Source organism: Rhizobium sp. 05L429, from assembly GCF_056397645.1.
On record NZ_JBFTNV010000029.1, the window covers coordinates 1 to 13842 of the forward strand.

Consider the following 13842-nt stretch of genomic DNA (forward strand, 5'->3'; position numbering starts at 1 on the left):
ATCCGCTCCTCCGCAACCGTGATTCGAAGAATACGATAGAAAAATACAACCCATTAGAGTGCGCTCAATCCAAGCGCCGGCGCACGAACGCGACCTCATTTCCGCAAATACCCAAGTAATCGCGTCAAGGCGTCCACAACTTCGATCAGTTGAAAGTCCTGGTGTTTGCCGCTCGAGGCAAAGTCTACCGGCACTTTTAAGCACAGTGGCAGTTACAGTCGCGTGGACCACGCGGGGGATGCACGCCCCGTTTGACCCTTCAATCGCTTCGGCTGCGCGGTCCCACCTTTCCTCAGAAAAGCTTGCCCGCTTCGGCGGGATAAAAAGGGGCTCGTCACTCGATACAAAGACGAGCCCCTTTTTATTCGCCAGAGGAACGTCCGTTTTCAAAAACGCTCCCGCTTAAACTCACAAGGGCATCGAAATCAGAGCATAGGTATCGTTACAGAGAGGATGGCAACGAGCGATGCGACGAGAACGGATGTCTCAATCATAAAAACGACTATCTGCCTCGTAGACATTTCAGGAAAAAACGATTTCATGATTTTACCCTTACTAAAATATTATTCTAATAGTCGCCACAGTATCATCAAATTGCACGAATAGTTTTTTATTTTCGAATTTTCTAAAGTTTTTGCATCTCGCGGTTCGCGACGTCGAATCTCACTCGCTTTCCCGGTTGGGATGTGAGGTAGTGCATGTGCTCGATGGCAACCCGGTCCACCCCATGGTCGGCTCCTCGTCTCCGCCGTCCTCGTCGTCGCAATCGTCGAGCTCCAAATCTTCAACGCATTCGTTGCCGCTGCATCTGGCCGCGTTGCCAAGCGATGGCTCGTCATCGGCATTGTCTTCAAGGTCCGGGTTGCCGTCGGCCAGATCCAGCAACGCAATCAGCTCCTCTATCAATGCCTCAAGTGCGGTGCGGCGCAATTCTGTCAGGCGGACGAGTGGTGCCGGCCCAATGGAAGGCGCGGCAGGGGTATGAATAGGAGCTTCCATCATGCCTGCTCCTTGTTGAGTTGAAGCATGGAAGCCATAAGGCGGACGAGCTGACCGAGCGGTGAGCTATCCTCGGAAACTAGTGCTGTGAGTTCGTAGGCGCCGACGTTAGCGGCGCTCGCCTTCATCCACAGACTATCGAACGTCAGAGCCGGTAAGAATGAAACTTCTGCATGCGCTCGCCATCTTGCTGAAATAACGGCTTTCCATCCATGCAGTTGCCCATCGCTTGGCCTCTTTTCCCATCGGTGTGCCGACGCGAGATGAAAGAATGCCCTTTGCTATCTCAAAAACTGGAGTGGTTACCGCGTCGATAGTCGCGCATTCCTCGCGGCTAGGCGGCTAGAGCGAAGCATCAGCTCGGATCGTCAAAACCGCGCGACCGGCTCGCGGAGGGGGCCGGAGGGGGCGGAGGGAGCATTTCCAAGACTCTCCGCAAGCGTCGTGCATACCGCCTGTATCAATGCCGGCATAAGTGGCTTCCGGCATGTTTGAGCAATTCGCTCCCTCCGCCCCCTCCATTCATTTATACCTATATATTTCAATTATTTGAATCGGAGGGTGCGGGTCCCTCCAGCACCCTCCATTTGGGCGTTCGCCCCCTCCACCGAGAGCACAGAGCGCCCATTTGGACGCATAAGGGACGCTTTCTCTTCCTGAATCTAGACATTTTGCGAAGGGGGGCGCAGCCGAAGCAATGGAAACGCTCGACGCCATCCTGCCCGATGAAGATCGTGAATGACGGGGTGTCTTCGGCGTGGAACGGGCAGCATGTTGCGAACTCCTGCCCGTTGCGGGTGAGCTTGTAGCCGTATTGCGCTGCTGTCGAAGACAGGGACATATCGCGGCGCAGCCGTTCGACATCGCTAGAGACGCCCGTCCTCGACGACGGCGCGTATTCCGATATTCTATCCATTTGATATCCGCATGAAATGTGGAAGCCGGCGGCTAGCTGCGGTTCTGCGAAAGGGCTTTCCGATCTGGCGCGGCGCGCCTGGAGGACATTTCATCCATCCAGGCGGCGACTTCGTCAGACCTCCAGAAATTGCTTTTCGCGACCTGTATGGGGGCGGGAAACTTGCCATCTCTCACCCAGCGCCAGAGCGTCACGTTCGAAACCGGGGCAATCTTCTAAACGTCGCTGGTGCTTAAAAGTGTGTAGGAGATTGCGCTGCCGGTCATGCTCATTCCTCTCGTTTTCAGGCTAGAGGCAGTATGGGCGATGACGGTTGTTTATATAAACGCAATGCATTTCAATGCGATGCGCGCCGATGGATGCGAGACTACAGGATCGAAACGACTGTTTGAGGAAACGATCCGGCCGTCATTGCCGCTGCAGATCGATGCGGCTGGTCACCACGGATCGGCCTGAGGCGGGATCCCGATCGACAGTCTGCAGGCGAAGCCCGTTCTGCCCGACCTTTTCGATCATCAAGTTTGCTTTTCGGTCGCCATTGGTGATGTGAGCCCAGGTGACATTGAAGTTGAGAGCATCGCCTTTCCGGCTGCCGACAAGCATGGAAGGCTGGCCCGATGGCCCCGTGTAGTTGCCGGTGTAGCGTTGACCGGCCGCCTTTACATTTGCCGAAAAGGTTCTCGTGACGATGGCGAGAGCGCGACAGCTGCCATTCATGGACACTGCGGAAGCACTCGCGTTGGATTTCAGATTGCAGGAGACATTGACCTTCGTGCCGCCGATCTTGGTCAGGACCATTCCGCCTCCATCCCAGTCGCCTGCCAGCGAGTTCAGAAAGTCGGTGTCGGCCGCATTCGCGTTGGCAGACAGGCATGAAAGCGAGAGCAATGTTGCGATCAGATGAGGACGCATGAGAGCACCCAACGTTTCCCTGGGCGGACAACATTCGGCGTGGGAAATTGTTCCGTTAGAGTCACTCGTGCCAGTGATCGGCAACCCAAGGTATCGACACGGTCTATGACTGGGCCGACGGTATCGACAAAATCGTCGTCGGCTCGTCCGTCACGCTCGTGAACCTCTACAACTCCGGCGCCTCGGCACTCCTGGAGTTCGACGCGATCGATGGCTCCGATCTGCTTTTTGCATAAACRGAACTGAACGAAATCGGCCCAGATCGAGGTTCGATCTTGGCCTCTTCGCAGGTATAGGAATTGTAGCCGGCCTCAAAAGCCAAACKCATCCCGCCACTTGTCGTTCCAAGCCGCAAAGTCGTTCGAGGCTTTGCCAAAATTGCTGTTGTTCAGCATTGCGGATGCCATTTTCAACTCATCCGTATTGCTACCATCCGATCTGCTGATGATCATCCCCGCCTCGATCAGTGAGGATTGGGCCGTCTTCAATCCCGCCATAAGGGTATTACTGGTGCTGTTTCCATTCTTGTCTTCGATGTTCGAGATGATCTTGCCACCGTTTCCAAGCTTGAAGCCGATCACAAATTCGCCGTCGCCGAACTTGGATCTGTTGTCCCGGATCAGGCGCTGAATGGCGTTGGCCATCGCATTGTCATCGCTGATGCCGGGATTCTTCGCCTTTTCGGCTTTGACCAGCGAGGCAAATTTGTCCCCATCGTCATTGATGAGCTTCTTGATGACGTCGGTAACACCGGCATCGCTGGTTTTGAAATTGTCCGAATCCAGGAAATCGAGCGCGCTCGACACAATCCCGTCGTTGCTCTCTTTGACGTCGAGCAGCGCGCTGTCGATTGTCGATKAGGCTTGGGTCTTTACGKCGCTCGTTTGGCTGGAAATGCCGTTAGCGATAGCTGCGATAGTGTCGGCAGCCGATTTCCCGGCTTGCTGTTTGGTGGGAAGCAACGATGCGTTCGTCTGCTGCAGGATGAGCAGCGCCGCATTGTTCGCTGAAGAGATAGCGGTCATCTTCGTTCCTCTGGTACCGGAACTCCCTCCATCGGAATTCGCGGCACGGAAGAGCTTGGGGCATCATGCCTGAGCAACCCAGATACGAGATATTACTTGTCACAACTTTGAATTTTGCGCGTTAACAAAATGCTTATTCCGCGTGCTAAATCCTGAACTTGCGTTCTTATTCATGCCAATGATCGGCCACCCAATGTGTCGGCAGGATATAGTGGCGCAGGTAGCGGAAGGGTTGCTTGCCGCCGCGTTTGCTGGCGTCGAAGACGCCCTTGATGTGCTCGAGCCGCGTTTCGGCGCGGCCTTTCGGGCCGAATTTCCCTTCGATGGCGTTCTGCGGGTGGAAGCCGCGCGGGAAGAGGACGACGCGGGCGCTGGATGGCAGGCGCGGGGCGAGGAAGTAGTTCAGCGGAAAGGCCCAGTGGCAGTCCTGCCGGAAATGCAAAACCCAGCTGCGCGGGAAGAACTTTACGCCGCCGGGCGCATTGCGGGTGACGAAACGCTGCTCGTACTGATATTCATCGGCCACTTTCTGCGGGTTGGCCCTGAACTTTTCCTGCAGCGGCAGGAGCTTGCCGACCGGAAAGCGAAAGAGCGAGCTCTGGCCGAGCCTTTCGAAAGGCGTTGTCTGGTTGCGGGCCATGACGACGTCGTCAGGCCCTCCGACCTCGAAAAAGTCATCGAGGGAGGCGACGATAACAAGGTCGAGGTCCAGATAGAGGACCGGCCCATCAAGGCTTCCGAGCCTCGGTCCCCAGAGCCTTGCCTTCGGCCAGATGCCCCTCGTATTGACGGGCATTTCGACATCCAGCGGCGGCAGATCCTCGCACAGGATGGCGGGATGGAGAGTGTCGCGGCAGTCGGTGAAGCATGTGAAGGTAAAGGGCGGCGTAATGTTGCGCGCCACCATCGCATACAGGCGGTTGATGAAAGTCGGCCCGTATCTCGTACCCCAATTGATGCAGATTACCTGTTTAACGCCGCCGCTCGCAGCCAAAACATGCGCCATCGTATCTCGCCATTTCCGTGCCCGGATCCGAAACCCTTCGCATCCGCGATGGAGCGGTTCACAGGCCTGCATCAGGTTACAATTGGGAATAACCTGGCGGAAATGCAATCCTGACATCCAAGAGCCCCGGCAGCCTGMCGGATCTCCTTTTCCGGCGGCTACCCACCGGAACTTCCTTCGCTAAGTGCCTTGTATTTTAAATTTGCGAGCGCCGGAAGCGGTTTAAGCGTCGACATCGAAGAAAGCATATCACTTGCGCTTTACCTGCTATCAGCAGGAGCATAAAAGACTGCCGACACCCCGCGTTGCCCCACCAACCGACAATGGCCCCACCAGCCGACAGTGGTTTTCCCGTATCGCGGAGAAAGTCCCGAAAGGTTCATCATGTCCGCACCATCGAAGCAATCCAAACGCACGCTCGTGGTTGCGACGATCATGCTCGCGACCTTCATGGTGGCGATCGAGGCCACGATCGTGGCGACCGCCATGCCGCACATCGTCGGCCAGCTCGGCGGCTTTTCCTATTACAGCTGGGTCTTTTCCGCCTTCCTGCTGGCACAGTCGACGACGACTGTCATCTACGGCAAGCTTTCCGACATTTTCGGCCRCAAGCCGGTGCTGATCGGCGGCATCCTCATTTTCCTCGTCGGTTCGCTCTTTTGCGGGCTTGCCTGGTCGATGGCCTCGCTCATCGTCTTTCGCCTGGTGCAGGGCCTTGGCGCCGGTGCGATCCAGCCGGTGACGATGACCATCATCGGCGACCTGTTCAAGCTGGAGGAACGCGGCAAGGTGCAGGGCGTGATGGCGACCGTCTGGGCGACCTCGGCAGTCGTCGGGCCGCTTGCCGGCGGCATCATCGTCGATACGATCTCCTGGGCCTGGATCTTCTGGATCAACCTGCCGATCGGCATCTTCTCGATCATCGCCTTCACGATCTTCCTGAAGGAAGACGTGGCGCACAAGGATGCCAAGATCGACTATCTCGGCGCCATCCTGTTTTCGATTTCCATCACAGCACTGCTGACGATCCTGACGGAAACGAATGCGCCGGCCTGGGTCCTTCTCTCGCTTGCCGCCGTTTTCGTCGTGACCGGCATCCTGTTCGTGATGCAGGAGAAGCGCACGCCGGAGCCGATCATTTCCATCGCGCTCTGGAGCCGGCGGCTGGTCGCGACCAGCAATGCCTGCATGCTGCTGGCCGGCATGGCGCTGATCGGCCTTTCGACGATCCTGCCGATGTATGTGCAGGGCGTGCTCGGCCGCTCGCCGATCGTTGCCGGTTTCACGCTCACCATGCTGGTGGTCGGCTGGCCGATGTCGGTGATGCTATCAGGCCGTCTCTTCAAGGCGTTCGGCATCCGCAATACGCTGCGGGTCGGCAGCTTCATGTTTCCCTTCGGCGCCTGTTTCCTGCTTTTCCTCACGCCTGAAAGCCATCCGGCTGTCGCAGGTGCGGGCTCGTTCTTCATGGGCTTCGGCATGGGGCTCATCAACCTGACCAGCATCGCGCTGGTGCAGGACAGCGTCGAATGGTCGATGCGCGGCAGTGCTACGGCCTCGATCATCTTTGCCCGCAGCCTCGGCAATACGCTGGGCGCCACGGTGCTCGGCGCAATCCTCAATGCCGGCATCAATCACTATGCGACGGGAGACGCGGCGGCCGGCCTGCATAATGTGCTGAACGAACCGACCGGCCTTTCGGAACTCKCCGGTGATCCGGCTGTGCGCGGCATCTTCGATGCGGCGCTGCACTGGAGCTTCTGGGGTGTCGTCGTCGTGGCAGTGCTGACCTTTGCGACCACCTGGCTTATTCCGATCGGGCGGGGCGTGAAGACGGGTGGTGCTGGGAGTGCTGCGAGCGAAGCGGCCTCGCACTAGAGATAAGCTGATCGGTTGGGTTGGTGGGTGTGGCCCCACACGGCACACCCTTCATGATGACAACTCAGGCACCTTCCGTGACGCTCTGCGGGATGGACTGCAGCAGCGTCTGGCGGGCCGAGCGAAGATGGATCCGGCAGGTCGCATCGATCCTTCCCTGATCGCGCGCCTCAAGCGCTGCGATATAATCGAGATGTTCGTAGATCGCGCGCTCGTTGCGTTGACGGGCGGCCGCCTTGTTCCATTGATAGTGATAATGGAAGATGATGGCGATCGCGTCGTAGAAATCGGCGATGAAGCGGTTCTTCGAGGCGCGGTGGATCAGCAGGTGAAAGCGCTCGTCAAGCGCCGAGAATTCCTTGAAGCGGTTGTTGATATCGGAGAGTACGAAAGCGTGCTCCTCCTTGATCGCCGCAAGATCGGCCCAGGCCTGATGGTCGGCGGGAAGCTTGCCAAACTCGGCCGCCGAATGCAGCTCGAACATTTCGCGCACATCGGCAAGTTCCAGCGCGAATTCGCGGGTAAAGCCCTTCAGCGTCCAGTGGCTGTTCGGCCGCTTCTCGATCAGCCCGAAGCGCGAGAAGCGGATGAGGAATTCACGCACGCTGGTCGTGCCTGTGCCGATCTCGCGGGCAAGCTCCAGTTCGTTGATCTGCATGCCGGGTGCGGCTTCATCCGAAAGAATGCGCTGCATGAAGCTTCGTTCGATGATGTCATGCAGCGAATCCGTCTCTTCCGACGGGAAAAAATCGCGGTCAACAGGCTGGCGCAGCACGATCTTCTGGCGCTTGTTCCAGCGGATGATGCCTTCCTCGCTGAGGCGGGTCAGAATGGCGCGCGCCGTGCTGCGGCTGACGCCGAGCTGGGCAGCGATTTCCGGCTCGGAAGGCAACGCCGTATCCATGCGCAATGCTGCCGCATATCGATTATACGCTTCCTTGAAGACCGTATTCTGCCTTGCCATCAGACCCTGCTTTCCGCCCGAGCGACACGGCGATGATACCCGCCGCCAACAACGGGCATAGCCGGACCAGGAGCCCCTTCAAGCGACCTTTATCTTAGTTTTTGGTCGCCTGCGGCTGTTTGCCTCCCTCGTCCACAGGATCAAATTCCCGTTGACTTGAAAATGTTTATTGTAGATAAAAAACAAAATCAATGCGCATTCGTTGATGCAGCAGGCGCCGATGTAGCGAGCGTTTCGTCAGGGAGAAGAGATTGGACAGACAGCCTTGGATCATCCTGTCGACCGGTGACAATGTCGCGGTCGCAACGGCACAAATCGCTGAGGGATCTGATGTTGCGGGTGTGGTAACCCGGCAGAAGATCGACCCCGGCCACAAGGTCGCCATAGCGGACATTCCGCAGGGCATGCCGGTCGTGAAATACGGCCAGGCGATCGGGCGCACGACGGCGGATGTAAAAGCCGGCGACCACGTTCACAGCCACAATCTGCATTTCGAAAACGACCGTCTTGCCGCAACGGCCAACTCCGCTCCCGAAGAAGCGAGCGCTGACGACAAGGCGCGCACCTTCATGGGCTATCGCCGCGCCGACGGGCGGGCAGCAACGCGCAACTATATCGGCATCATTGCCAGCGTGAACTGTTCCACCACGGTCTGCCGGGCGATCGCCGACGAGGCCAACCGCACCATCCTGCCGCATTATGACGGCATCGACGGCTTCGTGCCGATCGTTCACGACCAGGGCTGCGGCATGAGCTCGACCGGCGACGGCATGAACGTGCTGCACCGCACACTTGCCGGTTATACGCGCCATGTGAATTTCGGCGGCGTGCTGATGATCGGCCTCGGCTGCGAGGTCAACCAGCTGACGCTGTACGGCCAGAGCGGTGCCGGCGCCTCCAAGCGGCATTTCAACATTCAGGATGCCGGCGGCTCCCGCCGCGCGGTCGAGCGCGCCATGGGCGTGCTGCGCGAGATCGCCGCCGATGTCGGCCGCGAAAAGCGTGTTCCGATGTCGGTCAGTGAGATCATCATCGGCCTGCAGTGTGGCGGCTCCGACGGTTTTTCAGGGATTTCCGCCAATCCGGCGCTCGGTGTCGCAGCCGACCTCTTGGCGGCAGCCGGCGGCACGGCGATCCTTTCGGAAACCTCCGAAATCTATGGTGCGGAACACCTGCTGCGCAGCCGCGCCGTCAGCGACGATGTCGCCAGGAAGCTCGATGAGAAGATCGCCTGGTGGGAGGCCTATGTCGCCCTGCACGGCGCCTCGCTCGACAACAACCCGTCGCCCGGCAACAAGCGCGGCGGCCTGACGACCATTCTCGAAAAGTCGCTCGGCGCCGTCGCCAAGGGCGGACGCTCGCCGCTGACCGCCGTCTATGGTTATGCCGAACGCGTCACCGCACCCGGTCTCGTCTTCATGGATACGCCCGGCTACGATCCTGTGTCTGCCACCGGCCAGGTTGCCGGCGGCGCGAACATGATCGCATTCACGACCGGCCGCGGCAGCTGCTTCGGCTGTCGTCCCGCGCCTTCGCTGAAGCTCGCCAGCAATTCGGCGCTCTTCACCTCGATGGAAGAGGACATGGATATCGATTGCGGCACGATCGTTACGGGCGATGCGACGATCAGTGGCAAGGGCCGCGAGATCTTCGATCTGATCGTCGACACGGCCTCCGGCCAGAAGACGAAAAGTGAAATCTTCGGTTATGGCGATAACGAATTTGTTCCGTGGCATCTCGGTGCCACACTCTAAATAATCCCTATAAAAATTTCGGGTCTTCACAAGGAGGAATGATGAAGACGAGGAGGATCGGCAAGACGGCGCTGGAGGTCACCGAAATCAGTTTCGGTGCGGCAGCGCTGGGCGGCCTTTATCGCGCCTGCCCGCGCGAGCAGGCGATGGAAACGCTTGATACGGCGTGGAACCATGGCATCCGCTATTACGACGTGGCGCCATGGTATGGCCTTGGCCTCGGCGAACGGCATGTCGGCGATTTTCTGCGCGGCAAGCCGGAAAACGATTATGTGCTGTCGACGAAGGTCGGTCGCCTCTTGCGCCCGGTACCGACGGGCACCGTTCCCGACTATAGCTATGTCGATCCGCTCTCCTTCGATGCCGATTACGACTATTCCTATGACGGCATCATGCGGTCGGTCGATTTCAGCTATGCGCGCCTTGGCCTCAACCGCATCGACATCCTCTACGTCCACGACATCGGCGCCTATACGCACGGTGCCGCCAGGAATGCCGTGTATCTGAAGAGTTTCCTCGACAGCGGCATCAAGGCGCTGGAAGAGCTGAAGTCCTCAGGCGCGATCAAGGCGTTCGGCCTCGGCGTCAACGAAGTGCCCGTCTGCCTCGACGTGATGCGCAACGCCGATATCGACGCCATTCTGATGGCCGGCCGCTACACGCTGCTCGACCGCTCTGCTGTTGCCGAGCTCATCCCGCTTTGCMGGCAGAAGGGCACGTCGCTGGTCGTCGGCGGTGTCTTCAATTCCGGCATTCTCGCAACCGGCCCGGTGCCGGGCTCGCATTTCGACTACATGCCGGCATCCGAAGAGGTGCTGGGCAAGGTGGGCGCGATGGAAGAGGTCGCCAAGCGTCACGGCCTGCCGCTTGCCGCCCCTGCCCTGCAGTTCCCGTTGCGCGATCCGGTCGTCTCCTCGGTGCTGATCGGCACGGCGAAGCCTTCGAGCCTCGTGCGCAATATGGAAAATTTCGAACCACGGCTTCCCGACGATATCTATCCCGAGTTCGAGCCCCATACGCTGGTGGCTGCGCCGCTCGGTGAAGAAGCTGTCCGCGTCTGAGGAGACACCATGCTTAAAGGTATTCATCCGCTTCTTGGCCCCGATCTGCTCTATGCTCTGAAGAGCATGGGGCATGGCGACGATATCGTCATCGCCGACGCCAATTTCCCATCGAGCAGCATGGGGCCCGACGTCATCCGGGCCGATGGCGTCAGCGCGACAGCCATGGCCGAGGCGATCCTCATGCATATGCCGCTCGATACGTTCGTGCCGCAATCGGCATGGCGGATGGAGGTGGTTGGCGACCCCAAGGCGGTGCCGGAGGTTTGCGCCGAATTCCAGGAGATCGTCACCCGTCGCGCCGGCGATTTTTCCATCGCCTCTGTCGAACGCTTCGCCTTCTACGAGATGGCACGCAAGGCCGCCTATATCGTCGCGACCACCGAGTTCCGGCTCTACGGCAACCTGATTTTGAAGAAGGGCGTAGTGCATCCTCACGAGGTGCAATTCGACTGAAGACCTTATTTTAGGTCCTTATGTATTTGAAATGAAAACAATTGCTTGGGGGGCAATTGAGCGGATAAAAAAGCAAAATCGGCACGCTTGCAATTTGCTTTCGCCTCGGCTAGCTTCACATCGTAAATGTTTTTTATCGATAAAAATCGTCCGCCAGCGTTCAGCGGTCCGGTTTCATTGGAGGAGAACGCACCCTGAGAGGAGAACCCTTATGAGCATCGTGAAATCCCTTTTGTCTCGCCGTGCCTTTACGGCACTGGCAGGCGCCGCCGTCATTGCAACGGCGATGCCGGCTACGTCCTTTGCTGCCGACGTGACGATCCCGATCATCGTGAAGGATACGACGTCCTTCTACTGGCAGATCGTTCTGGCGGGCGCCCGCAAGGCCGGCAAGGATCTCGGCGTCAACGTGCCGGAGCTCGGCGCTCAGGCCGAATCCGACATCAACGGCCAGATCAGCATTCTTGAGAACGCCGTTGCCGGCAAGCCGGCCGCCGTCGTCATCTCGCCGACCGAGTTCAAGGCGCTCGGCAAGCCGATCGATGAAGCCGCCAAGTCGGTTCCGATCATCGGCATCGACTCCGGCGCCGACTCCAAGGCATTCAAGTCGTTCCTGACGACCGACAACGTCCAAGGCGGCCGTATCGCTGCTGACGGTCTTGCCGCCGCCATCAAGGAAGCGACCGGCAAGGAAGAGGGCGAAGTCGTCATCCTGACCAACCTTCCCGGCGTCGGCTCGCTGGAACAGCGCCGCGAAGGCTTCCTGGATCAGGTGAAGACCAAGCATCCCGGCCTGAAGGTGATTGCCGACAAGTACGGCGACGGCCAGGCAACGACCGGCCTCAACATGATGACCGACCTGATCACGGCCAACCCGAAGCTCGTCGGCGTCTTCGCCTCGAACCTCATCATGGCGCAGGGCGTGGGCCAGGCGATCGCCGAAAACAAGCTCGGCGACAAGATCAAGGTCATCGGCTTCGACAGCGACGACAAGACGGTCGGCTTCCTCAAGGACGGTGCGATCGCCGGCCTCGTCGTTCAGGACCCCTATCGCATGGGTTATGACGGCGTGAAGACCGCTCTTGCCGTCTCCAAGGGCGAGAAGGTCGAGCAGAACGTCGACACCGGCGCAAACCTCGTCACCAAGGCGAATATGGCCGATCCGAAGATCGACGCGCTCCTGAACCCGAAGATCAAGTAAAACGGCAGGTGGCCGCGCCGGCTTCAAAAACCGGCGCGGCCTTTTTCTTCCATGGTATTGTTCACCGGGGATGGAACAGACGTGACAAGAGGAGGAGAGGTCCATGGTCGGACTGGAAGAGATCAGTCATCGCCACGATGACAGCGCGACGCTAAAAGAAGCCAATCGAATTCCCGCCGGATCGCCCATCCTCGAACTGAAAGGCCTGCAGAAGAATTACGGTCACGTGCAGGCGCTGAAGCCTGCGACGCTGACCTTCCTTGCAGGCGAAATCCACGCCATCGTCGGCGAAAACGGCGCCGGCAAATCCACCCTCATCAAATTGCTCACCGGCGTCATCACGCGCACGGCCGGCGAAGTGCTGTGGTGCGGCCATCCGGTGGGGCTGTCGACGCCGAACGAGGCAATCGCCCGCGGCATCAATGCAGTTCACCAGGAAGTCGTGCTCTGCCGGCACCTGAGCGTTGCGGCCAATCTCTTCCTCGGCGACGAGGTCAACCGCTTCGGCATCATGCGCAAGAAGCAGATGGAGAAGATGGCGCAGGCCGTTCTCGATGATCTCGGCTTCGGCCTGCCTGCCGGTGCGCTGCTGAGTTCGCTGACGATCGGTCAGCAGCAGCTCGTCGCCACGGCGCGGGCGGCCATGCGCGGCACGCAGTTCCTGATCTTCGACGAGCCGACCGCCTATCTCACCCGCCAGGAATCCGCCCAGCTCTTCAAGCTGATCCGCCGTCTGCAGGGCGAAGGCGTCACCATCGTCTATATCAGCCACCGCATGGAGGAAGTCTTCGAGCTTGCCGACCGTGTCTCGGTGCTGCGCGACGGCACCCATGTCGGCACGCGCCTCATTGGCGAAACCAATGACGCCGAACTGATCGCGCTGATGATCAATCGCTCGATCGAGCAGATCTACCATAAGGAAGAGATTCCGATCGGCGAGACGATCCTCGACGTCAGGGGTCTTACCGGTCCGGGCTTCGAAGACGTGTCGCTGAGCGTCAAGGCAGGACAGATCGTCGGGCTCTATGGCCTGATCGGCGCCGGGCGCAGCGAATTTGCTCTCGGGCTCTACGGGCGCCAGCCGACAAGTGCGGGCGAAATCCACTGGATGGGCAAGCGCGTCGATATCAGGAACGAACGCACAGCGATGGAGCTCGGCATTGCGCTGGCGCCCGAAAGCCGGCGCGACCAGGGGCTCTGCCTCAACCTGCCGATCGGCCTCAACATCAACCTGCCAGTGTTCGGACGCCTCAGCCAGGGCCCGGTCATCAATCACTCGCGCGAATCGACGAATGCCGACAAGCAGATCCGCGATCTCAGCATCAAGACGCCGAGCCGGCGCGTTCCGGCCTCGAGCATGTCTGGCGGCAACCAGCAGAAGATCGTCATCGGCAAGTGGCTGAGCCACGGCGCCCGGCTTTTCATTTTCGACGAGCCGACCGTCGGCGTCGACGTCGGCACCAAGGCGGAAATCTACCGGCTCTTCGCCAAGCTTCTGAAGGAAGGGGCAGGCATCATCCTGATCTCTTCCTACCTGCCCGAGGTCTACGAACTGGCCGACCGGCTGCACGTCTTCCGCAGCGGCAAGCTCGTTGCAAGCCATGATTTCCACGCGGCGACGCATGAAGAAGTGCTCAGCGAAGCGATCGGCGTCTGAGCCAGAAGAATAA

At 59.2% G+C, this 13842-nt stretch carries 12 protein-coding genes; 6 read left to right on the forward strand and 6 right to left on the reverse strand.

Annotated features, from left to right (window positions below):
* Positions 1-663: 663 nt before the first annotated feature.
* The 5 genes from AC1DNW_RS25610 to AC1DNW_RS25630 all read right to left on the reverse strand — a co-directional run bounded on the left by AC1DNW_RS25610 (position 664) and on the right by AC1DNW_RS25630 (position 4858).
* Complete coding sequence (locus AC1DNW_RS25610; RefSeq protein ID WP_113307004.1) at positions 664-1002, reverse strand: hypothetical protein; 339 nt, start codon at positions 1000-1002, stop codon at positions 664-666.
* 538 nt (positions 1003-1540) lie between these two features.
* Complete coding sequence (locus AC1DNW_RS25615) at positions 1541-1915, reverse strand: CHC2 zinc finger domain-containing protein (protein WP_113307005.1); 375 nt, start codon at positions 1913-1915, stop codon at positions 1541-1543.
* Positions 1916-2323: 408 nt separating this feature from the next.
* Positions 2324-2827 carry a hypothetical protein gene (locus tag AC1DNW_RS25620; protein WP_113510752.1) on the reverse strand — a complete coding sequence of 168 codons (504 nt, stop codon included), beginning with the start codon at positions 2825-2827 and terminating at the stop codon, positions 2324-2326.
* A gap of 311 nt (positions 2828-3138) precedes the next feature.
* Complete coding sequence (locus AC1DNW_RS25625; RefSeq protein WP_477854764.1) at positions 3139-3852, reverse strand: hypothetical protein; 714 nt, start codon at positions 3850-3852, stop codon at positions 3139-3141.
* A gap of 166 nt (positions 3853-4018) precedes the next feature.
* Positions 4019-4858 carry a glycosyl transferase gene (locus AC1DNW_RS25630; RefSeq protein ID WP_113307009.1) on the reverse strand — a complete coding sequence of 280 codons (840 nt, stop codon included), beginning with the start codon at positions 4856-4858 and terminating at the stop codon, positions 4019-4021.
* Between the two features lie 384 nt (positions 4859-5242).
* On the opposite strand from AC1DNW_RS25630, the gene AC1DNW_RS25635 reads away from it, so the two are divergent.
* On the forward strand, positions 5243-6736 hold the full coding sequence (locus tag AC1DNW_RS25635) for an MDR family MFS transporter (RefSeq protein ID WP_477854765.1): 1494 nt from the start codon (positions 5243-5245) through the stop codon (positions 6734-6736).
* A gap of 64 nt (positions 6737-6800) precedes the next feature.
* Here AC1DNW_RS25635 and AC1DNW_RS25640 read toward each other — a convergent pair whose 3' ends face one another.
* Positions 6801-7700, reverse strand: a complete 900-nt coding sequence (locus tag AC1DNW_RS25640; protein ID WP_113298440.1) for a GntR family transcriptional regulator — start codon at positions 7698-7700, stop codon at positions 6801-6803.
* Positions 7701-7951: 251 nt separating this feature from the next.
* On the opposite strand from AC1DNW_RS25640, the gene AC1DNW_RS25645 reads away from it, so the two are divergent.
* The 5 genes from AC1DNW_RS25645 to AC1DNW_RS25665 all read left to right on the forward strand — a co-directional run bounded on the left by AC1DNW_RS25645 (position 7952) and on the right by AC1DNW_RS25665 (position 13829).
* A complete protein-coding gene (locus tag AC1DNW_RS25645) occupies positions 7952-9454 on the forward strand; it encodes an altronate dehydratase family protein (RefSeq protein ID WP_113307011.1) in 1503 nt (500 codons plus the stop codon).
* Between the two features lie 41 nt (positions 9455-9495).
* Positions 9496-10515, forward strand: a complete 1020-nt coding sequence (locus AC1DNW_RS25650; protein WP_113307012.1) for an aldo/keto reductase — start codon at positions 9496-9498, stop codon at positions 10513-10515.
* Between the two features lie 9 nt (positions 10516-10524).
* On the forward strand, positions 10525-10971 hold the full coding sequence (locus tag AC1DNW_RS25655) for an RbsD/FucU domain-containing protein (RefSeq protein WP_113298437.1): 447 nt from the start codon (positions 10525-10527) through the stop codon (positions 10969-10971).
* A gap of 211 nt (positions 10972-11182) precedes the next feature.
* On the forward strand, positions 11183-12172 hold the full coding sequence (locus tag AC1DNW_RS25660) for an ABC transporter substrate-binding protein (protein WP_113307014.1): 990 nt from the start codon (positions 11183-11185) through the stop codon (positions 12170-12172).
* A 103-nt stretch (positions 12173-12275) separates the two neighbouring features.
* Positions 12276-13829, forward strand: coding sequence for a sugar ABC transporter ATP-binding protein (locus tag AC1DNW_RS25665; protein WP_113298435.1), 1554 nt, complete (start codon positions 12276-12278; stop codon positions 13827-13829).
* Positions 13830-13842 lie beyond the last annotated feature (13 nt).